This window comes from Aeromonas salmonicida subsp. salmonicida (genome assembly GCF_001643305.1).
Classification (GTDB): Bacteria; Pseudomonadota; Gammaproteobacteria; order Enterobacterales; family Aeromonadaceae; genus Aeromonas; species Aeromonas salmonicida.
Genome location: NZ_LSGW01000069.1, coordinates 81,631 through 101,909 on the forward strand (window position 1 = coordinate 81,631; position 20,279 = coordinate 101,909).

The 20,279-nt window shown below is 61.3% G+C and carries 16 protein-coding genes; 12 read left to right on the plus strand and 4 right to left on the minus strand.

What is annotated here, in order from left to right:
- The first annotated feature begins 33 nt into the window (after window positions 1-33).
- The 6 genes from nrfD (at window position 34) to pbpG (ending at window position 6,878) form a co-directional block, all read left to right on the plus strand.
- On the plus strand, window positions 34-984 hold the full coding sequence (gene nrfD / locus AXW79_RS11940) for a cytochrome c nitrite reductase subunit NrfD (RefSeq protein WP_005310954.1): 951 nt from the start codon (window positions 34-36) through the stop codon (window positions 982-984).
- 264 nt (window positions 985-1,248) lie between these two features.
- Window positions 1,249-3,198 carry a heme lyase NrfEFG subunit NrfE gene (gene nrfE, locus AXW79_RS11945; RefSeq protein WP_005310952.1) on the plus strand — a complete coding sequence of 650 codons (1,950 nt, stop codon included), beginning with the start codon at window positions 1,249-1,251 and terminating at the stop codon, window positions 3,196-3,198.
- Complete coding sequence (locus AXW79_RS11950) at window positions 3,195-3,764, plus strand: DsbE family thiol:disulfide interchange protein (RefSeq protein WP_005310951.1); 570 nt, start codon at window positions 3,195-3,197, stop codon at window positions 3,762-3,764. The genes nrfE and AXW79_RS11950 overlap by 4 nt, the downstream gene beginning before the upstream one ends.
- A complete protein-coding gene (nrfF, locus tag AXW79_RS11955) occupies window positions 3,761-4,951 on the plus strand; it encodes a heme lyase NrfEFG subunit NrfF (protein ID WP_005310949.1) in 1,191 nt (396 codons plus the stop codon). Before AXW79_RS11950 ends, nrfF begins: the two co-directional genes overlap by 4 nt.
- 122 nt (window positions 4,952-5,073) lie before the next feature.
- Window positions 5,074-5,529, plus strand: a complete 456-nt coding sequence (locus tag AXW79_RS11960; RefSeq protein ID WP_005310947.1) for an NUDIX hydrolase — start codon at window positions 5,074-5,076, stop codon at window positions 5,527-5,529.
- Window positions 5,530-5,957: 428 nt separating this feature from the next.
- The gene (gene pbpG, locus AXW79_RS11965; protein ID WP_005310945.1) at window positions 5,958-6,878 is read left to right on the plus strand and encodes a D-alanyl-D-alanine endopeptidase; all 921 of its coding nucleotides are present in this window, start codon (window positions 5,958-5,960) and stop codon (window positions 6,876-6,878) included.
- Window positions 6,879-6,976: 98 nt separating this feature from the next.
- Here pbpG and AXW79_RS11970 read toward each other — a convergent pair whose 3' ends face one another.
- The gene (locus tag AXW79_RS11970) at window positions 6,977-8,362 is read right to left on the minus strand and encodes a tryptophanase (RefSeq protein WP_011898792.1); all 1,386 of its coding nucleotides are present in this window, start codon (window positions 8,360-8,362) and stop codon (window positions 6,977-6,979) included.
- Window positions 8,363-8,816: 454 nt separating this feature from the next.
- Between AXW79_RS11970 and AXW79_RS22285 the strand changes: the two genes are divergently transcribed.
- From AXW79_RS22285 to AXW79_RS11980, 3 genes are all read left to right on the plus strand, one after another.
- A complete protein-coding gene (locus tag AXW79_RS22285; protein WP_005310941.1) occupies window positions 8,817-8,960 on the plus strand; it encodes a DUF2256 domain-containing protein in 144 nt (47 codons plus the stop codon).
- Window positions 8,960-10,147 (plus strand): cryptochrome/photolyase family protein, encoded by a 1,188-nt coding sequence (locus AXW79_RS11975; protein WP_005310939.1) that lies wholly within the window; start codon window positions 8,960-8,962, stop codon window positions 10,145-10,147. The genes AXW79_RS22285 and AXW79_RS11975 overlap by 1 nt, the downstream gene beginning before the upstream one ends.
- A 150-nt stretch (window positions 10,148-10,297) precedes the next feature.
- Window positions 10,298-11,551, plus strand: a complete 1,254-nt coding sequence (locus AXW79_RS11980; RefSeq protein ID WP_005310937.1) for a D-amino acid dehydrogenase — start codon at window positions 10,298-10,300, stop codon at window positions 11,549-11,551.
- A gap of 79 nt (window positions 11,552-11,630) precedes the next feature.
- Here AXW79_RS11980 and AXW79_RS11985 read toward each other — a convergent pair whose 3' ends face one another.
- Window positions 11,631-12,311, minus strand: a complete 681-nt coding sequence (locus AXW79_RS11985; RefSeq protein WP_005310935.1) for a TetR/AcrR family transcriptional regulator — start codon at window positions 12,309-12,311, stop codon at window positions 11,631-11,633.
- Window positions 12,312-12,490: 179 nt separating this feature from the next.
- On the opposite strand from AXW79_RS11985, the gene AXW79_RS11990 reads away from it, so the two are divergent.
- Both AXW79_RS11990 and AXW79_RS11995 read left to right on the plus strand, forming a co-directional pair.
- The gene (locus AXW79_RS11990) at window positions 12,491-14,422 is read left to right on the plus strand and encodes an amidohydrolase (RefSeq protein WP_005310933.1); all 1,932 of its coding nucleotides are present in this window, start codon (window positions 12,491-12,493) and stop codon (window positions 14,420-14,422) included.
- Window positions 14,423-14,637: 215 nt separating this feature from the next.
- Window positions 14,638-15,804, plus strand: a complete 1,167-nt coding sequence (locus tag AXW79_RS11995; RefSeq protein WP_005310931.1) for a glycosyltransferase family 9 protein — start codon at window positions 14,638-14,640, stop codon at window positions 15,802-15,804.
- Between the two features lie 65 nt (window positions 15,805-15,869).
- On the opposite strand, the gene AXW79_RS12000 is transcribed toward AXW79_RS11995, so the two are convergent.
- Window positions 15,870-16,619, minus strand: coding sequence for a substrate-binding periplasmic protein (locus AXW79_RS12000; protein WP_011898794.1), 750 nt, complete (start codon window positions 16,617-16,619; stop codon window positions 15,870-15,872).
- Window positions 16,620-16,825: 206 nt separating this feature from the next.
- Window positions 16,826-19,108, minus strand: a complete 2,283-nt coding sequence (gene metE / locus AXW79_RS12005) for a 5-methyltetrahydropteroyltriglutamate--homocysteine S-methyltransferase (RefSeq protein ID WP_005310928.1) — start codon at window positions 19,106-19,108, stop codon at window positions 16,826-16,828.
- A 230-nt stretch (window positions 19,109-19,338) separates the two neighbouring features.
- Here metE and AXW79_RS12010 point away from each other — a divergent pair, with 230 nt between their 5' ends.
- Complete coding sequence (locus AXW79_RS12010) at window positions 19,339-20,259, plus strand: LysR substrate-binding domain-containing protein (protein ID WP_005310927.1); 921 nt, start codon at window positions 19,339-19,341, stop codon at window positions 20,257-20,259.
- Window positions 20,260-20,279 lie beyond the last annotated feature (20 nt).

Genomic DNA, 20,279 nt, shown 5'->3' on the forward strand with positions numbered 1-20,279 from the left:
TGCAAGCGGCAGTAACCCAAGGAGGGAATAACCATGTGGCATGACGCATTTCATTTTCCTTCCCTTGTCTGGGACTGGCCCATCGCCATCTACCTCTTTCTGCTCGGCATCTCCGCCGGGGCCACCAGCCTCTCGGTGTTGTTGCGCCGCAAAGGGGCTGGCAGCGAGAGCGGCATCATCAAGGCGACCGCCATTCTGGCACCGCTAAGCGTGATATTGGGGCTCTTGATCCTCATCTTCCACCTGGCCCGTCCCTGGACCTTCTGGAAGCTGATGTTCCACTACCAGTTCGACTCAGTGATGTCGATGGGGGTCATGCTGTTCCAGCTCTATATGGCGGTGCTGTTTGCCTGGCTGGCGGTGGTATTTCGCAGCGAGATCGAGGAACTGCGCAGGCACCTGTTCAAGGAGACGTTCGCCTTCGTGGATAGCACGATAGTCCTGCTGGCCAGATTCGAACGTCTGCTGGCGCCGCTGCTGTTGCTGCTGGCCGTGCTGCTCGGCGCCTACACCGGCTTTTTGCTCTCTGCGCTCAAGACTTATCCGCTGCTCAACAACCCTGTGCTGCCTGTGCTGTTTCTGGTCTCCGGCATCAGTTCAGGCATTGCCTCCACCATCTTGCTGGCGGTGACTCTCTTCAATGAGGATCACCACAGCCAGGGAGTGAGCTTTGTGCACGGCTTCGAGCGACCCGTGCTGGCGGTAGAGGTGCTGCTGCTGGTCTGCTTCTTTACCGGCCTCTACTTTGGTGGTGGCCAGAAAGAGGTGGCCATGTGGGCCGCCATCGGCAGCGGCTTCTGGGCCCAGGTGTTCTGGCTTGGTGTGGTGGGTTTCGGCATGCTGCTGCCCCAGTTGCTCTCCCTGCTACCAGCACAAATGCGCCAGCGCAACGGTCATCTGGTGCTGGTGTGCAGCCTGACCCTGATGGGGATACTGCTGCTGCGTTACTTCGTGCTCTATGCAGGTCAAATGACTGTTGTATAAAGGGAGATACATGATGGGTAGCAAAAGCGACCATACGACGTCGGCTTGCAGCATGACCCTGATGGGCAGGTTGCTGACTGATGCTGCGTCATCCTCGTATGCCGGCCAGATGACGGTGGTATGAGAAACTGATCGCAAGCGCCAGCCGCCTTGGGCGACTGGCGCTTGTCTGTTTTAAGCGAATTGTTTTCTGGTCATGCCCCAACGCCCGCCTGCTGCGGACGCTGCGGCATAACATGAACCCATGATGGAACCGGAGGTTGTGTGCTGGCGGAGTTCGGCTATCTCTCACTGTTGCTGGCAACGGCGCTCTCTCTGGTGCAAGGCACCCTGCCCTGGCTGGGCCTGAGGCTGGCATCGCCCCCTCTGCTGGGCTGTGCCAAGCCGCTGGCACTGCTCAATGCCGCCCTGCTGGGGGCTGCCCTGCTGCTGCTCGCCAGCTGCTTTGCCCGGGATGATTTTACCGTCAGTTATGTGGCTCAGCACGCCAACAGCGCCCTGACCATGGGCTTCAAGCTGGCGGCGGTCTGGGGCGGCCATGAAGGCTCCATGCTCTTCTTCGTGTTTGCGCTGGCGCTCTGGGGCGCCCTGGTGGCGCTCTGCTCGCAGCAGGTCGACTCGCTGATCCGTGCCCGGGTGCTCGCCATCATGGGGCTGATAGTGGGGCTGTTTGGACTCTATACCCTTGTCTTCTCCAGCCCGTTTGACCGGCAGTTCCCGGGGCCCCTGGAGGGACGCGATCTCAATCCCATGTTGCAGGACATAGGCCTCATCATTCACCCGCCCCTGCTCTATCTCGGCTACGTGGGCTTTGCAGTCAACTTCGCCTTCGCCATGGCGGCGCTGCACTCGGGCAGGCTGGACGGCGCCGTGGCCCACTGGAGCAGACCCTGGGCGCTGGGCTCCTGGGTGTTTCTCACCGCCGGTATCCTGCTCGGCTCCTGGTGGGCCTATTACGAGCTCGGCTGGGGTGGCTGGTGGTTCTGGGATCCGGTGGAAAACGCCTCCCTGCTGCCCTGGCTGCTCGGCACAGCCCTGCTGCATGCCCTCATCGTCTGCGAGAAGCGCGGCGCTTACGGCCACGGCGTGCTGCTGCTCTCCATCTTCACCTTCGCCCTGAGCCTGCTCGGCACCTTCGTGGTGCGCTCCGGCGTGCTCACCTCGGTGCACGCCTTCGCGGTGGATCCCAATCGCGGCCTCACCCTCTTGCTGCTGCTCGGCCTGTTATTGACCACGGCGCTCACCCTGTTTGCGCTGCGGGCAGATACCCGCGCCCCCTACGCCCGCTTCGGCTTCTGGTCAAAAGAGGGACTCTTGGGCGCCGCCATCCTTCTGCTCAGCGTGGCCTGCGCCTGCGTGTTGCTCGGCACCTTCTACCCCATGGTGTTCCAGTCCCTGCACCTGGGCTCGCTCTCGGTCGGTGCGCCATATTTCAACGCTGTTTTCGTACCCCTGGCCCTGGCCCTGATGGCACTGATGACCCAGATCCCGCGCCTGCGCTGGCAATGTCTTGCGGCCAGCCCCCCCATCAAACGGATAGTGCCGCCTCTGCTAGGTCTGCTCGGGGGCGGCCTGCTTAGCCTGGGGTATCGCGATCTTGGCGCCCTCAGTTGGGTTGGCCTTGTCGCCAACGTGCTGAGTCTCTGGCTGGTGGCAAGCCTGTTGCTCAATTTCTCATTCAAGACCCATGGCCTGAGTGCCAACCGGCTGGGGAGTTTGCTCGCCCACCTGGGAGTCGCCATATGTGCCCTTGGCATCAATCAGGTGAGCCACTACAGCCAGGAGGGGGGCACAGTATTAAAAGCGGGCAGCCCCTACCAGCTTGGCGCCTATACCTTTCGCTATGAGGGGAGCGAGCCCCTGCTCGGCCCCAACTACACTGCCGAGCGCATTACGCTGAGCGTGCACAAAGGCGCCAAGGAGGTGGCGCGGTTGATGCCGGAGCGGCACCACTACAGCGTACGCACCATGAACATGAACGAGCCCGGCATCCAGTGGGGTCTGTTTGGGGATCTCTACGTGGTGCTCGGCGAGAAGATGGAGCCGGACGCCTACGCCATGCGCCTTCACTACAAGCCGCTGGTGCGCTGGATCTGGCTGGGGGGCATGCTGATGATGGCAGGAGGTGCCCTGCGTTTGTCCAGGCGCAAGCCGTTGCTGGTATCCCGTCCAGCCAAGATCCCGCAGCCCCTGCGCGAACAGGAGGCACCATGAGCCCGCGCCTGCGTCTTTTTCTCCCCTTGCTGCTGACTCTGGGCCTCGGCACCCTGCTTTGGCTGGGGCTTGCCAACAATCCCTACCGCCAGGACGAGGCGACCCTGGGGCGTACCCTGCCCCAGTGGCAGAGCGAAAACCTGCTGGATGGGGGGCTTGTCCACACCGACCAGCTCAAGGGAGAGCCCTTTGTGCTCAACGTCTGGGCCAGCTGGTGCCCCAACTGCCGCGCCGAGCACCCGCTGCTCGCCGAGCTGGCCAGCACGGTTCCCCTCTATGGGCTCAACTACAGAGACAAGGGCGAAGCGGCGCGTGCCTGGCTTGGTGAGGCAGGCAACCCCTATCGCGCCGTGCTGGCGGACTCGGACGGCAAGTTGGCGCTGGAGCTCGGCGTCTACGGCACGCCCGAAACCTATCTGTTTGCCGCCGATGGCACCCTGCTCACCCGCCACACGGGTCTCTTGACCACGGATATCTGGCAGCGCCAGTTTGTGCCAAAGCTCAAGGCCGCCCGCGCCACGACCCTGACATCCTCAACGACCACCGGGCAGGAGGGCAAACCATGAAGACCCCTGTCATCCTCTGCCCCCTGCTGCTTGTACTCGGTATGAGCGTGGGCGCCCTGGCCAGCGGGGTCGATACCTATCAGTTCCAGCACCCGGAGCGACAGCGCCGCGCCCAGGATCTCGCCCGCGCCCTGCGCTGCCCCCAATGCCAGAACCAGAACCTGGTGGAGTCCAACTCCCCCATCGCCCGGGATCTGCGGCTCGAGGTCTACCGCTGGGTGGACGAGGGGCAAAGCGACGAGCAGGTGATCGCCCGCATGACCAGTCGATTTGGCGACTTCGTGCGCTACGATCCCCCCTTCAAGGCCAGCACCCTGCTGCTCTGGGCTGGTCCCCTCCTGTTGCTGGGACTGGCGCTGACCACTCTGGGACGCCGTCTGAAGGCCAAAGGGGATCAGGCCGTCCGGCTCAACGGCTCTGTCAGCAGGCAAGCGGCCAACCCGCGCAGTGAGTTGAATCGCCTGATCATGCTCAGGGAGCAGACCTGTCTCCCCCCAGAACATCCCCTCTATCAGGAGCTGACCGCAGCCAATCTTGACAATGCCACGCCGGCAGCGGAGCTGGCCCTGCGCGAGCGGCTGACCCATCGATCTGGCAACTGCGGCAGCCACACGCAGCACAAGGGCGTCCTTCTGCTGCTCGGAATCGTGATGGTCGGCGGGCTCGCCGCCTTTTATGCCGGCAGCGGCCGCTACCAGGCATGGCAGGCTTATCAGTCACGCCCCGATCCGCTGGCGGGGCTGAGTCCGCGGGATCTGCAGGACAAGGAGCTAGGGGATCTGCATCAAACCCTGCTGCTCAACCCGCAAGACCTCGACAGCTGGGCGGCACTGGGGCAGCTCTATCTCTATCGGGATGAATACGACAACGCCTGGCTTGCCTATCAGCGCCTCGCCCTGCTTGAAGGGGGCGCCAGTGCCGCCACCCTGGCTGCCCAGGCGACTGTGCGCTACTACCAGGCAGGCCAGCAGATCACCCCAGAGGCGCGCCACTTGCTCGATAGCGCCCTCAAGCAGGATAAAGGGGAAGTGAGCGCCCTGATGCTGCTCGCCTCCGATCACTTCCTGCACGGCCGCTACCGCCAGGCCATCGACCTGTGGCAACAACTGCTGGATAGCGAGCGCCCTCGTATCAGCCGTGCGGCGCTGATTGAGGCGATCCAGACGGCAAAAATGATGGGGGGCTGACGGGTTGGAGGAGCCATCCTTCACCCTGTTGTCCAGGCCAATATCAACAGGAAATGGCTTGCCATCACGCCAATCCAGGACAAACAATACGAGCCCTTTATTCCACCGCCGGAGCCTTCCCCATGATCCCCATTCGCTGTCACGCCGTCTCCGGTGTGGCGTTATCGGAAATCGATGGCCAAGCCAAAATACTGCTGATGAAGCGGGTCAAGGGCGGCTTCTGGTGCCATGTGGCGGGCACGGTTGAGGCGGGTGAAACCGGCTGGCAGACCATTATTCGCGAGATGGGTGAAGAGACAGGCATCGCCGTCACAGAGCTATACAGCGGCGAATACCTTGAGCAGTTTTACGAATCGGCCTCGAATACCGTGATGGTGGTGCCGGTCTTTGTGGTCTATTGCCCACCCAATCAAGCGGTCACCCTCAACGACGAGCACACCGAATATCGCTGGTGTTCGCTCACCGAAGCCAAGGCGCTGGTGAGCTTTCCCGGGCAGAAGGCGCTCTATGACCACATCTGGCACTATTTTGTCGAAAACAGCCCCTCGGCACTGATGCAAGTGACTATCCCTTCGTAACCGCAGAGGGGGCTCTTCTCGTCTGCGCCATCACACAACTCCGACGATAAGATGCCGCCCCTCTCCGAGGGGTGGCCTGTCTGTTCAGGGTTGCCCGCTGGTACCGTTTTACCCGGCGCCAGGGTGATAAACAGGCTGTCGGGAGCGACAGCCTCCTCCAGGGCACAAAAAAGTGGTAACGAATGGCCATAACAGGCATATAGTGCGCCACCATAGCACGTCACAATGACAGCGGGTTCTGACGACCATCAGACCCATACATGGCTCGATACTTCATGGAACTGGTCGCGATATAGCCCCGAACGTGGGTATATCAAGGCGCAAGGCCCCATAAAAATGAAATATCGGGCCGTTAAACGTTGTGAAGCGTCAATTACCGTCATATAACTAGCCAAATACCCCTGTCAGTCGTACGGAAGCGTCAAATCATGATTATTCGCCCTTTTCTTACCCTGTTGCTCGGTGCCTTTCTCGTTCCCGTCAGCATGGAGAGCGTCCAGGCCAACCCGTTTTCAGCAGCATCTCCCTCCCCCAATCGCTTTCTCGAACAACGCAGCGATCTGGCCCTGAGTTCGGCCTCCTTCGTGGTCGCCAACCCGCGCACCGGCGAGGTGCTCTCCGAGCGCAACGCCAACCGTGTGATGCCGATTGCCTCCATCACTAAATTGATGACGGCTCTGGTGGTGCTCGATGCCAATCAGCGTCTCTCCGAGACGCTCACCGTTACCATGGCCGACGTGGATCGCCTCAAGGGCACGGGTTCACGGTTGGCGGTAGGTTCACGCCTCAGCCGCGCCGACATGCTGCACATCGCCTTGATGTCGTCGGAAAACCGCGCCGCCTCGGCCCTGGCAAGACACTACCCGGGGGGGCAACGCGCCTTTATCGAAGCGATGAATGCCAAGGCCAGCATGCTTGGCATGTGGAGCACCCAGTTTGCAGACAGCACTGGCCTCAATCCGCGCAATGTCTCCAGCGCCCATGATCTGGCCAAGCTGGTGGCGGCCGCTTCGGCCTACCCGCTGATCCGGCAATACTCCGCCACAGAGCAGCGCATGGTACGCAATGGCAAGCGCCAGCTGCACTATCTCAACTCCAACCGACTGGTGCGCGAAGGCAGCTGGCTGGTCACCCTCTCCAAGACGGGCTACATCCGCGAGGCGGGTCGCTGTCTGGTGATGGCAACCCAGATCAACCGCGAACCGGTGATCCTGGTGCTGCTCAATGCCGATACTCCCAATGCCAGGGTGGCGGATGCCAAGCGTATCAAGTCCTGGCTGGAGAGCTCGGGGCGCACCAGCCTGACGGCTCAATCCAGCCCCCAGACCAAGTTGTTTAGCAGCCAGTAATCCGCGTCCATCCCCCAATGTAAAAAGCCCCCGCACCACTGGTGCGGGGGCTTTGCTGTTGGCGTGGCCAATGGTGCCGGTCAAGAAACCGGCCCTGTTTAGACCGGCTTGAGCCGGGCTGTGAAGTGGCGCAGCAGGGGCGGTTCGTAGTCGAAGGTGAGACCGCGGATCTCGCTGGCCCTCGTCTTGACCGCAATGAGGCAATCAGCCACATAGTCCATGTGATCCCGGGTATAGACCCGCCGTGGAATGGTGAGACGCAATAGCTCGAAGTCCGCCGCCTCCTGCTTGCCGGTGGCCGGATCGCGCCCCAGCAGCAGTGAGCCTATCTCTACCCCGCGCACACCCCCTTCCAGATAAAGCGCGCAGGCCAGGGCATGGGCCGGGAACTGCTCCCCCGGTATATGGGGCAGCAGCTTCTTGGCATCCACAAAGACCGCATGACCGCCGGTTGGCGTCTGGATTGGGATGCCCGCCTCGGCCAGCCGCTCGCCGAGATAAGCCACCTGACCGATGCGATAGGTCAGATACTCCTCGTCCATCCCTTCCCGCAGGCCGATGGCCAGCGCCGCCATGTCACGGCCGGCGAGACCGCCGTAGGTAACGAACCCCTCCATCGCCACGCAGCGCACCTGCACCGAGCGGAACAGGTCGAGACCCTCCTTGAAGCAGCAAAGACCGCCGATATTGACCAGCCCGTCCTTTTTGGCCGACATGGTGAACATGTCCCCCAAGTCAAACATCTGGCGCACTATCTCCTTGATGCTGCTCTTGGCGTAATCCGGGTCGCGCGCCTTGATAAACCAGGCGTTTTCGGCAAAGCGGGCGGCATCGATCACCACAGGAATATGGTGACGACGTGCAAGCTCGGAAACAGCCTGCATATTGCCCATCGAGACCGGCTGACCGCCAGCACTGTTGCAGGTGACAGTGATGATGACAGCGGCCACGTTGTCGGCCCCCAGGGTTTCGATGGTGTCGGTCAGGCGACCGAGATCGAAATCCCCCTTCCAGGCATAAGGCGCAGTGGTGTCGAGGGCCTTTGGTGTGAGCAGGTTGATGGCCCGCTCGCCCGCCAACTCTACATGGGCCTTGGTGGTGTCGAAGTGGTAGTTGGAGATGAAGACCGGCGCCTTGCCCTTGCAACGCTTGACCAGCTCGGGAAAGAGGATCTGCTCGGCCCCGCGCCCCTGGTGAGTGGGCATCACATGCTGGTAGCCAAACAACTCGCGCACGGTACGCTCCAGCTCGACGAAGTTGCGGCTGCCCGCATAGGCTTCATCCCCCATCATGATGCCGGCCCACTGGCGATCGGACATGGCGCCCGTGCCGCTGTCGGTCAGCAGATCGATATAGACATCTTCGGCCAGCAGCAGGAAGGGATTCCAGCCAGCGGCCTCAAGGGCGGCGCGGCGCTCGGCGCCAGTGGTCTGTTTGATGGGCTCGACCATCTTGATACGAAAGGGTTCGGGTATACGACGCATATAATACTCCTCACCGGCGCGAGGCCAGTGTTGCAGACACATTGAAGTTCAAGAGGTTGTCAGAGGCGAGCTGCGCTCGCGCCAGGCATGGCAGGGTGTCAGCGGTGAGGAAAATCGAAGGTGAGAATGGGATCTCGGGTATACCAATGGGCGAGCAGGCAAGCTGCCCGGGGCCTAGCTGTCATGACAGGCATCACTCCCCTCCGTATTGGTTGCAAACTGTGTCGGTGGCAAACCATCTTGATTGCCAAGCAGTGCTGCCAACTGGCAGCCTCGCCACGTTAACGGCTAGTTAACGCGCAGACAACGGGTACGCTGACACGCTGTGCGCCTGCTCACAAAGTACGCATGCGTGCGGCAAGCAAGGGTTGTAGATGATCCGCCCACCCTCCTTGTTCGTTAAGCTCCGTACGTGCAACCCATATCAGTCATTACCCAAGGCCCGGAAGCCATCATGCATCGCAAACCCCATCTGCCCGAGAAAATATGTCCCGTCTGCCTGCGGCCTTTCGCCTGGCGACGCAAGTGGGCACGCAACTGGCAGGAGGTTCGCTATTGCAGCGAGCGCTGTCGCCACCAGAAAGGAGCCAGTACCTGATGGAACTGCGTTTAATCCTCGGTGATCAACTCAACGCCAGTCACAGCTGGTTTCGTACACCGGATCCCGACGTCTGCTATCTGCTGGCGGAGCTGCGCCAGGAGACCGACTACTGCCGCCACCATCGTCAGAAGGTGCTGGCCTTTTTCGCCGCCATGCGCGCCTTCGCCGCGGCCCTTACCAAGGCGGGTCACAGAGTCTGCTATCTCACCCTGGATGAAACCAAGCACTGGCCGAACCTGCCGGCCCTGCTCGATGCCCAGATTATCCACCACCAGGCCAGCCGCTTTGCCTGGCAGAGCCCGGATGAGTGGCGGCTGGCCACGCAGCTTGAACAGTGGGCCGCGGGGCTCGCCATGCCTGCCCATCAGGTCGACAGCGAACATTTCCTCACACCGAGGGATGGCTGGCAGCGCTATCCCCACAGCCGGATGGAGTTTTTCTACCGCGCTCTGCGCAAGCAATATGGTGTGTTGCTCGATGAAGGGGGCAAGCCCCTTGGCGGGCGCTGGAACTTTGACAGCGAAAACCGGGCCACCATCTCGCTGGCACAGGTCGAAGGGTTTATCCGCCAGATCCTCGGCTGGCGCGAGTTTGTCCGCGCCCTCTACTGGGAGCGGATGCCCGAGCTTGGCCACACCAATTTTCTGGCAGCCAGCCGGCCACTGCCCGCCTACTTCTGGAATGGAGAAACCCGCATGGCCTGCGTGGGGCACGCTATCCGGCAATCTCTGGAACACGGCTACGCCCATCATATCCAGCGGCTCATGGTGACGGGCAACTTTGCCCTGCTGGCGGGGATCAATCCGGACGAGGTCGATGAGTGGTATCTGGGGATCTACGTGGATGCCATCGAGTGGGTGGAGCTGCCCAACACCCGAGGCATGAGCCAGTTTGCCGATGGCGGCCTGATGGGCAGCAAACCCTACGCCAGCAGCGGCGCTTATCTGGATCGGATGGGTCACTACTGCAAAGGGTGTCACTATGACGTCAAGGCCCGCAGCGGTGACACCAGTTGCCCGTTCAACAGCCTCTACTGGCACTTTTTATGGCGCAATCGGGACAAGCTTGGCAACAATCCTCGCCTCGCCCTCCCTTATGCCAACTGGGATGGTCAAACGGAAGTGCAGCAGCAGGCCACCCTGACAACCGCGGCCCATCATCTGATCCATATCGAGCAGCTCTGATGCCACAGTTAATGCCATCAAACCAGACAATTCCGACATTGAAAACCAGTTAAATAATTGTAACCAGATGTATATTCCGATTATATCTATACCAGTTGAATATCCTGTGGCGGCTGATTATGGTGATGGCCCCAGTCAAGGAGAGACAAGATGGACATAGTGGTACTCGGTGGTGGCGTGGTCGGTGTGACCAGCGCCTGGTATCTGGCCAAAGCGGGCCACAAGGTAACCCTGCTGGAGCGACGGGACGGGGTGGCGCTGGAGACCAGCCATGCCAACGCCGGCCAGATCTCCCCCGGCTATGCGGCACCCTGGGCGGCGCCCGGCATTCCCCTCAAGGCCGCCAAATGGCTGCTGCAAAAACATGCGCCTTTCACGGTGCGCCCGACCTCGGATCCTTTCCAGCTGCGCTGGATGCTGAAGATGTTCGCCAACTGCACCCCGGCAGCCTATGCCACCAACAAGGGACGCATGGTACGCCTCGCCGAATACAGCCGCGACTGCATGAAGACGCTGCGAGACGAGCTTGCACTGGACTACGAAGGACGCCAGCTCGGCACCTTGCAGCTGTTTCGAAGCCAGGCCCAGCTCGATGCCAGCAAACGAGATATCGAGGTGCTGGAAGAGTATGGCGTCCCCTATCAGTCACTGGATGCCAGTGGTTGTGAAGGGGTTGAACCGGCATTGGCACGGGTACGTGGCAAGATAGTGGGCGGCCTGCGCCTGCCGGGAGATGAAACCGGCGACTGTTTCCGCTTCACCAAGGCACTGGCCGCCGAGGCGCAAAAACTCGGGGTGGAGTTTGTCTTCAACTGCGCCATCGACGAGATTGAGCTCTCTTTGGGGCGCGCCGTGGCGGTGCGGGCCGGTGAGCAGCGTTTCAAGGCAGATGCCATCGTCTGCGCGCTGGGCAGCTATGCTACCGGCTTCCTTCGTCCGCTTGGGATCGATCTGCCTGTCTATCCGGTCAAAGGTTACTCCCTGACCCTGCCCATGACAGATGCCGATGCGGTGCCCCGCAGTACAGTGCTGGATGAAACCTACAAGGTGGCCATCACCCGCTTTAACGAGCGGATCCGGGTCGGTGGCATGGCAGAGCTGTCGGGTTTCAATCTGGCACTCAATCCCAAGCGTTACGACACCCTGGCCATGGTGGTGGGGGATCTTTTCCCCGAAGGGGGCGATATCAGCCGCGCCGAGTTCTGGACCGGACTGCGACCCATGACACCGGACGGCACTCCCCTGGTGGGGCCAAGCCCGGTCCCCGGACTCTGGCTCAACACAGGCCACGGCACCCTGGGCTGGACCATGGCAGCCGGCTCGGGTCAGCTGCTGAGCGATCTGATCAGCGGCAGCTCGACGGCCATCAGCGACGAGGGGCTGACCCTAGCCCGCTACGGGTAAGCCTGCGCCCGTCACGACCGTCGACTAGACACACAAAAGAGGGAGTGCATGGTCACTCCCTCTTTGCATTTAGCCAATATCAGTCAGCGGCCTTGACCATCAAACCCGGCATGGCCTGCCACACCCTGGCGGGGTCTGGCTCGGCAATGGCCGCCGCCACCAGCTGTTCCAGCCACTGGCGATGCAATAACCACATCTGCGGCCCTTCTCTTCCCTGCTCCTTGGCGCACTGCTTCACCAAATCTGCCGTTCGGTAGAGGTATCGCACCAGAGCGGTCAATTCGGGCTCGGGCCAACGGCAACCGAAATGGCGCAGCCGCTCGGACCAGAATGCCACCTGACCTCGTTCATGCTCACACTCCAGCTCATGCAATGCCGGCACCAGATCCATTGCCTGCCACAAGGCGCCATAGCCAACGAAGCGGGTATCCAGCTCATCCAGCGCCTGATCCAGCAGTTGCAAGGTTTGTGGCCAGCTGCTGGCCTCCTGGCGGATCACTTCCTGCGCCGCGCATACGGCCGCCAGCCAGTCCATGGCCAACCGGCAGATGATGGCCTCCTTGTTGGGAAAGAGATGATAGAGCGACTTGATCCCTACCCCGGCTCGCGCCGCTATGGCGTTGGTATTGATTGCCAGAAATCCCTGCTCCTGCAACAGCGCCAGAGTGGCCTGCTCTATCCGGGTCACCGTCTCCTGACTGCGCTGCTGCCTGGGCTGGCGCCGCATACAGAGATCGGTGGGCAATGGCGGTTCTGACATGAGTACTCCCTCACCTTGGTCACCAAGCATGGTTTTATAACTGCATGATGAAACAAGGAAAATATAAGTCAAAAAGAATATTTTCAGTAATTGCTGGCATTTATCCCGGAAGCTGCAATAAACAGAGGTGCTCATATTTGCAGTAAAAACTGCATTCTAACCAGGGAGAGCAATCGCATATGGATGGCAAGCAACAAGGTTTTACACTGAGCGCGGCGCTGCTGCTGATGGCCGGACTGCTGACCGGCTGCAACCAGGAGAGCACGGAACCAACAGCGCAACGGACCCTCTATCTCAACGGCAAGATCCACACTCAGGATGGGCAACGCAGGGTCGCCGAGGCCATGGTGGTTGCCGATGGCAAGTTTCTCTATGTGGGCACGCTGCAAGGGGCCAAGGCCTATCAGACGGCCGGCAGTCAGTCGGTGGATCTGAAAGGCCGGATGGTATTGCCAGGTCTGCACGACAACCATATCCATCTGCTCGGCACAGTGGCACTGGATATGTGCGATCTCGATGGTCAGAGCGTCACGCTGGATCAGTTGGCGGACAAGATAAAAACATGTCTGCCCCGTTATGCCCCGGGCAAGGGAAACTGGCTGGTGGTCAATCAATGGTCGCCCTACGACGGCAATACGCCGACGGCGACCCATGCCACCCTGCTGGCCGCGCTGGATGTCGCGGCGCCAGACAATCCGGTGGTGCTCTTTGGGGTCGATGGTCATGCCAGTGCCTACAACTCGCAAGCGCTGGCCAGTGCGCAGGATCAGGATGGCAATACAGTGGGTTTCAACGATGTGACCCTGGCACCGGGGGGCGTGTTTGCACATTTTCAGCCCTACGTTGACCTGACCAGTGGCGTGATCAGGGAGGGGGCTCGCAACGCCATTCCTGTGCCGGAAACCACAGTGCTCAACGCCAGCGATGAACAGGCGGCAGCAGAGTATGACAAGATATTGCCTGCGGTCTCTTCCTTGATGGCTTCCCGTGGCATAACCGGGATCCAGGATGCCTGCGCCACCGATTTCATCCGCCAGCGCCTGCTCAACATGCAGAAACGTGGATTGCTGCACATGCGCGTCACTGCCGCCACCTGTTTTCACCAGGATGACTACAGCGGCAAGCTGGATATTGCCGGCCACCTCGCCAAGGCCAGCCAGGTCAGGAGCGCCTTTGCCGACAATCCGCTGATCAAGGCCGATGCCGTGAAGATCTTCCTCGATGGCGTGCTGGAAGGAGATCCCTTCACCACACCGCCCTTTCTGCCCAATGCAGGCATGCTTGAAAACTATCACCACCCCCATCTGACCATGGATCTTGCCACAGAGCAGGTGACCATCACCGCCAACAGCGAGGATGCTGGCAGCAATGGCATCGTCAATTACCGGGATGCCGACCTCAAGGACTATGTCACCGCCCTCGATAACGCGGGTTTCAGCATTCATATGCACAGCATCGGCGATCGCAGCACCCGGGTCGGACTGGATGCCTTGCAGGCCGCCCGTACCAGCAATGGTGACAAGGGGATCCCCCATACCCTGGCCCATCTGCAGGTTGTCCACCCTGACGATCAGAAAAGGCTGGGGGAACTGGGGCTGTATCTCACCTTCACCTATGCCTGGACCACGCCCCAGATAGCCTATGACATGCTGGTCACCCCCTTCATCCAGCCGACCAGGGCAGGACAATCCTTGAGCGAGGCACTGTATGACCCCCTCGGCTACCTGCACGATGCGCTCTATCCGGTCGAGAATGCTCGCAAGGCGGGCGCCATCCTGGTGGCAGGCAGCGATGCACCTGTGGATAGCCGGGACCCCCGCCCCTTCGTCAACATGGCAGCAGGGATCGCCAAAGCGGCGGGCGATGGCGAGGATTACCGCCCCCATCAGCGCACCTCCCTCGCCGAAATACTGGCGGCCTATACCATCAATGGGGCCAAGGCAGTACGCCAGCAAGCCGTCACAGGATCCATCGAGACAGGCAAGTCCGCCGATTTCATCGTGCTGGACAGGGATCTGTTCGCCCTGGTCGAGGCCGGAACACCGGCCAGGATAGCCGAGACCGAGGTCGAGCTGACTGTCTTCAAGGGGGAAACCGTCTACTCTCGCTGAGCCATCAAGACCCCTGCCGTGCACCATGCAGGCGGCAGGCCTTTCCAACGCCAGAAAGCAGGAGCAGCCCAGGCTGCTCTTTTTATTGCGTCAGATGAACCTCTCTTTGGCTCGCGAGATACCGCCCTTTTTCTTCCTCTTTTCCTCCTCTCTTAACACTGGCTTAAGGATCCCCTGTCACCTTGCAGCCATTGTCATGAACGGAGCCACCCTGTATGAGCACCCTCAGAGATGCCCTGCGTCGTTTCGACGGTCAGCGCCGTTGCTGGACGGCCGGGCTTGAGCGATCCCTCCTCGCCTGGCTTGCCAGACGAGGCAAGCTGCCGGCCTCAAACCAGCCACCCCAACGGATCCTCATCATCCGCAGCACCAACCGGATCGGCAACAATCTGTTCCTGCTGCCGTTTTTGCAACAGGTGCGCCGCGCCCATCCTTTTGCCGAGATAGAACTGGTGTGCAGCGGTGGACAACTGCTTCCCTTTCTTGGCGACAAGCAGTTGCAGCGCATCCATCAGATCAGGTTGCAGGGCAAGCACCTTATCCCGGCACTACCCCGGTTGTGGCATCTGCGTCGCCAACACTATGACAGTGTCTATGTGCCCTTTGCCTCCAGCACGGATCACCTGATCGCCGCCTGGGTACGGGCCAGCGAGAAGGTGGGGTTTGACGATGCCAGAGGCGATGTGCTGTTTGACCGGCTGATCGCGCCCGACACTCACTGCCACTACGCTCACCAACCGCTGCAGCTGCTGGGCATGCAGGCCAGCCAGGCCGATCAGATTGAACTGGGTAGTCAGCTACATGCCGCCTGCCCCCACCTGACCGCGCTGGCACAGGCTCATCCCGGCCGCCCCCTCATCGGCTTTTTCACCGGCGCACGCAAGGGCAAGTGGCTCTCCCTTCCCCAATGGCAGCGGCTGCTCGGGGATCTGCGCCGCCACAGCCCGGATGCCCTGCTGATCCAGCTCACGGATCCTGCCTCCCCTTTGCCGCCGCTTGGCGACATGCAGGTATCCCTTCACACCTTAAGCGAACTGACCCGCTTCACCGGCGGCCTCACCCTCTTTGTCAGCTGCGACACAGGCCCCCTTCATCTGGCCGCCGCCAGCGGTGTGCCTTGCCTCGGGCTCTTTACCCAGACAGATCCCGCGCGCTACGGCTGCCTCGGGGCCCGGCACCTCAACCAAGTGGTCGACGATCGCAATGCCATTGCCCTCGATGCCTACTGGCTTGCCGAGACGCTGGCGCGCCAGCAAACACCTAGGGAGCGGCAAGCCCCTCTCTCTCACGTGCAGTACCAGCCAGCATCCGGGGCTCTCTTGCTGGACGGCACCGGGTTGCCCCTTGGCGTTAAAACGGGCGGCCAAAGCCAGCCGTTTTAACGCCAGGACCCGGAGAACATGAAGAGAAACAATGACTCGGCGGGGTATCCCCCCGCTATGATGCCTTATCGATAGCGGGCTTCGATGAGGGCCAGCTGGCCACTCTGGCGCAGCATGACCAGGACGCGGGAGAACTCGGCGGCCCGGCGGTGGAAAGGAGACGTGTTGGCGATGCAGAGGGTCAGCGGGGTCAATCCCAGCTGGAGCGGCACCTCGACTATCTGTCCGGTCAGCCCCAGCTGGCTCAGCTTGAAGTTGGCCACTATGGAATCGGTGAACATCAGATCGCCCCGACCGGCCGAGAGCATCTTGAAGACGTTATCCACATTCATGGTCAGATGGACCTTGAATCCCGCCAGATTCTCCTTGCCCCAGCCATTGCCGATATAGTCGAGAATGGTAAACCCCTTGAGATCGGCCAGGGATTTTGCCTGCTGGATCTGCGCCATCCCGGGGTGTCCTGCCTGGGTGAACACCGTCAGTGCAGAGAAGGCGATCGGCTCTTCGACTATCCGGGTATAACCCCGTCGCTCCAGGGTCGGCACAGTGACAAAGCCGTCGGCCTGGCCTGAACGTACCCGCTTCTGGGCCCGTCGCCAGGGATACCCCTCGTGGCTCACCCTGATATCCAGTTCACTGGCGACCCTGTCCATCACATCCACCATGATGCCCCGCATCTTGCCCTGCTCGTCCCGCCAGGAGTAGGGGGCAAAATCATCGAAATAGACCATTTTGAGCACAGGAACAGGCGCTGCCAGCGGGCAGGTCGTCAGCAACAGCGCCCATAGACTCCCGATCCAGACTCCTGGTTTCATCTTTTCCAGCCCCATCGACATCAGCCTGACCTGAGCCTAGTGCAAGCAGGCCGGGTGCGGGCAAGCGGCAACAAAAACAGAGGGAAGGCTTGCGCCTTCCCTCTTTCGTTATGCCCGTTCTCTTTTGTTATGTGCAGATCTGTTCTTTGGTCTACACGCTAGTTTTTCACTCTAGATTCTCACTCTGATTTGCACGCTTGCCGGGATCAGGCCAGCTCGGTCCGCAGCGCTTTGGTGGCATTGACCATCACCTTGAGTGCAGCTTCCGTCTCTTCCCAGCCCCGGGTCTTGAGGCCGCAATCCGGGTTGACCCAGAGCCGATCTGCCGGGATCTGCTTGGCTGCCTTGCGGATCAGATCCTCAATCCAGCCCTGGCTCGGCACGTTCGGTGAGTGGATGTCATACACGCCCGGACCGATCTCGTTGGGGTAGTTGAAGCGCTCGAACGCTTCAAGCAACTGCATCTGGCTGCGGCTGGTCTCTATGGTGATCACGTCCGCATCCAGCGCCGCCACCGCCTCTATGATGAGGTTGAAATCGCTATAACACATGTGGGTGTGGATCTGGGTGCTGTCTACCACCGGGCTTGCGCTCAGGCGGAAAGCGCGCACCGCCCAGTCCAGATATGCCTGGTGATCCTGCTTGCGCAGGGGCAGCCCTTCACGGATCGCAGGCTCGTCGATCTGGATGATCTTGATGCCGGCGGCTTCCAGATCCGCCACCTCGTCACGAATGGCCAGACCAATCTGCAGAGCAGACTGCTCGCGGCTCACGTCTTCCCGCGGGAAGGACCAGCAGAGAATGGTCACGGGCCCCGTCAGCATCCCCTTGACAGGTTTGTCGGTCAGGCTCTGGGCAAACTTGGTCCACTCGAGGGTCATTGGGGTCGGGCGGTCGATATCCGTGGTGATCACCGGCGGCTTGACGCAGCGGGAGCCATAGCTCTGTACCCAGCCGAAGCGGGTGATGGCAAAGCCGTCCAGCAACTCACCGAAGTACTCCACCATGTCGTTGCGCTCGGCCTCGCCATGCACCAGCACGTCCAGCCCGATGGCCTCCTGGCGCTCGATGGCCTCCTGGCGCTCGATGGCATCCTTGATTTGGGCCTGGATGCCCGCCTCGTAAGCACTGTCGTCGATGCGACCGGCCCGCCACTCCTGACGCAGCACCCGAATTTCCGAGGTCTGCGGGAAGGAGCCAATGGTGGTGGTGGGCAGCAGCGGCAGCTTGAGATCATTGCGCTGCGCCTGCGCCCGTACCGGATAGGCACTCTGGCGGTCGAAATCGCTGTTGGTCAGGCTGGCCAGACGAGACTGCACCGCTTTCTTGTGGACCCGGCTATCGGATTCCCGATCCACGAGGGGCTGACTGTAAGCGGTGATCTTGTCCAGATCCCCTCCGTCCAAGTAGTCGGAGAGCAGCCCCAGCTCGTAGCACTTTTGCAGGGCGAAGGCGAACCAGCTGCGGGTCTGGGGATCCAGCTCGTGCTCCAGGGTCAAGTCCACCGGGCTGTGCAGCAGGGAACAGGAAGAGGCAACCCAGAGCCGCTCGCCGAGCTTCTCTTTCAGTGCTTTCAGCGTCGGCGCCAGCTTGGCCAGGTTGGCACGCCAGACGTTGCGACCATTGATCACCCCGGCCGAGAGGACCCACTGGGCCGGCAAGTGCGGGACCAGGGTCTCCAGCTGCTCGGGGGCGGCCACCAGATCCAGGTGCAGGCCATCCACCTTCAGGCTGGTGATGATGTCGCGCTGATGGGCCACTGAGCCGAAATAGGTGGTGAGCAGCAGCTTGCAGGGGCCGCTCAGGCGCTCATAGGCGTTGAGGTAGGCCAGGCGCCACTCGTCCGGCAGGTCCAGCGCCAGGGCCGGCTCGTCGATCTGCACCCACTCCACCCCTTGCGCGGCCAGCTTGGCCAGTATCTCCTGATAGACGATCAGCAGGCGATCGAGCAGTTCGAGGCGAGAGAAGCCGCTCTCTTTCTCCTTGCCAAGCCAGAGGTAGGAGACGGGCCCCAGCAGCACGGCCTTGACCGGCAGCCCCAGCGCCTTGGCCTCTTCCACTTCGTCAAACAGTTGGCTCCAGCCCAGCTTGAAGCGCTGATCGCGGCTGAACTCGGGCACCAGGTAGTGGTAGTTGGTATTGAACCACTTGGTCATCTCGGCGGCGGCGGCAGACGGGCCGGTCGGCGCACGGCCACGGGCCACCCGGAACAGGGTATCGAGATCGGTATCCCCATGGCGGTGACGGGCAGGCACCGCATCCACCAGCAAACTGGTGCCGAGCACTTGGTCGTACCAGGCAAAATCCCCCACCGGCAGCAGGTTGACCCCGGCGGTGCGCTGGGCCTGCCAGTGGCGCTCACGCAGGCTCTTGCCGGTGGCGATGAGTTCTGCCTGGGTGGTCTCGCCACGCCAGTAGGATTCGAGGGCAAATTTCAGCTCGCGCTTGGCGCCGATACGGGGGAAGCCCAGTGTGTGTGCTCGTGTCATAGGTCCAATTCCTTATGCTCATTCATCTGATGGGAAACTGGATGATTTGGCCATCCAGATGTTTACACATCCAAAATGACAAGATAAGGTGGCCTTGGCTATTGAATACTCTTCAACTGGCTCTCAAATAATCCGCAACTAGCGTGCAAGAGCCTCTTCAACGGACATGTAAGAGAGCGTTCAACGGATATGCAAGAAAGCCTTCAACTGATGCAACAAGGAGCCACGTCATGGCAGTGCCAAGCAATTCAGGCCTGGAAATCAAACACTTGAGAACCCTGGCCGCATTGGCCGAGCAAGGGTCGCTGGCCGGCGCGGCGCAGAGCCTGAATCTGACCCAGTCGGCACTCTCCCATCAGCTCAAAGAGCTGGAGACCCGTCTTGGCCTGGAGCTTTTTCTTCGCAAGAGCCGCCCTCTGGTGCTGACGGCGGCGGGCCAGCAGTTGCTGGCTCTGGCCCGCCAGGTGCTGCCCGCCCTGGCACAGACCGAGAAACAGCTGCAGGCCCTGCACAGCGGTGACGCGGGCCGGTTGCACCTGGCGCTGGACTGTCACAGCTGCATTCAGTGGCTGCTGCCGCTCTTGCCCGATTTTCGTCGCCAGTGGCCCGGGGTGGATCTGGAGGTGGAATCGGTGCCCGGCTTTGATGCAATCAATGCCCTGCTCGGCGGTCAGCTCGACTTGCTGCTCACCTCGGATGTACAGGCCCGCGGGGATCTCCACTTCGAGCCGCTGTTCGCCTTCGATCTCACCCTGGTGATGGCGCCGGATCACCCTCTATGCCACCAGGGCCGGATCACCCCGGAGGATCTCAAGCAGGAGGTGCTGCTGGTCTACCCGGTGGAGCGGGCCCGCATGGACGTGTTCAGCCGCTTCCTGCAACCGGCCGGGGTCGAGCCCGCCCGCTGCAAGCTGGTGGACAATACCTCCGTCATGCTGCAGATGGCCGCCGCCGGGCTCGGGGTCGCCGCCCTGCCACGCTGGGCCAGCGAGGAGTTCGTGCGCCAGGGACTGCTTGAGGCCAGGCCACTCGGCAATGGTGTGCGCCGCCACATGTATGGGGCCGTGCGCGCCGCCGACAAGGATCAGCCCTGTTTGCAGAGCCTGTTCGAGCGCATTCGCAGCAAGATGGGTGAGCAGAAGGAGGCGTAAAAAAGCCGCCCCTGAGGCGG

Excerpts from the sequence above, each read along its gene's own strand:
- AXW79_RS11975 (WP_005310939.1), top strand. The coding sequence starts at position 8,960 with ATGGAACTGCGTTTAATCCTCGGTGATCAACTCAACGCCAGTCACAGC.
- AXW79_RS11980 (WP_005310937.1), top strand. The coding sequence starts at position 10,298 with ATGGACATAGTGGTACTCGGTGGTGGCGTGGTCGGTGTGACCAGCGCC.
- AXW79_RS12000 (WP_011898794.1), bottom strand. The coding sequence starts at position 16,619 with ATGAAACCAGGAGTCTGGATCGGGAGTCTATGGGCGCTGTTGCTGACG.
- nrfF (WP_005310949.1), top strand. The coding sequence starts at position 3,761 with ATGAAGACCCCTGTCATCCTCTGCCCCCTGCTGCTTGTACTCGGTATG.
- AXW79_RS11950 (WP_005310951.1), top strand. The coding sequence starts at position 3,195 with ATGAGCCCGCGCCTGCGTCTTTTTCTCCCCTTGCTGCTGACTCTGGGC.
- AXW79_RS22285 (WP_005310941.1), top strand. The coding sequence starts at position 8,817 with ATGCATCGCAAACCCCATCTGCCCGAGAAAATATGTCCCGTCTGCCTG.
- AXW79_RS11985 (WP_005310935.1), bottom strand. The coding sequence starts at position 12,311 with ATGTCAGAACCGCCATTGCCCACCGATCTCTGTATGCGGCGCCAGCCC.
- pbpG (WP_005310945.1), top strand. The coding sequence starts at position 5,958 with ATGATTATTCGCCCTTTTCTTACCCTGTTGCTCGGTGCCTTTCTCGTT.
- AXW79_RS11995 (WP_005310931.1), top strand. The coding sequence starts at position 14,638 with ATGAGCACCCTCAGAGATGCCCTGCGTCGTTTCGACGGTCAGCGCCGT.
- AXW79_RS11970 (WP_011898792.1), bottom strand. The coding sequence starts at position 8,362 with ATGCGTCGTATACCCGAACCCTTTCGTATCAAGATGGTCGAGCCCATC.
- AXW79_RS11960 (WP_005310947.1), top strand. The coding sequence starts at position 5,074 with ATGATCCCCATTCGCTGTCACGCCGTCTCCGGTGTGGCGTTATCGGAA.
- nrfD (WP_005310954.1), top strand. The coding sequence starts at position 34 with ATGTGGCATGACGCATTTCATTTTCCTTCCCTTGTCTGGGACTGGCCC.
- metE (WP_005310928.1), bottom strand. The coding sequence starts at position 19,108 with ATGACACGAGCACACACACTGGGCTTCCCCCGTATCGGCGCCAAGCGC.
- AXW79_RS12010 (WP_005310927.1), top strand. The coding sequence starts at position 19,339 with ATGGCAGTGCCAAGCAATTCAGGCCTGGAAATCAAACACTTGAGAACC.
- AXW79_RS11990 (WP_005310933.1), top strand. The coding sequence starts at position 12,491 with ATGGATGGCAAGCAACAAGGTTTTACACTGAGCGCGGCGCTGCTGCTG.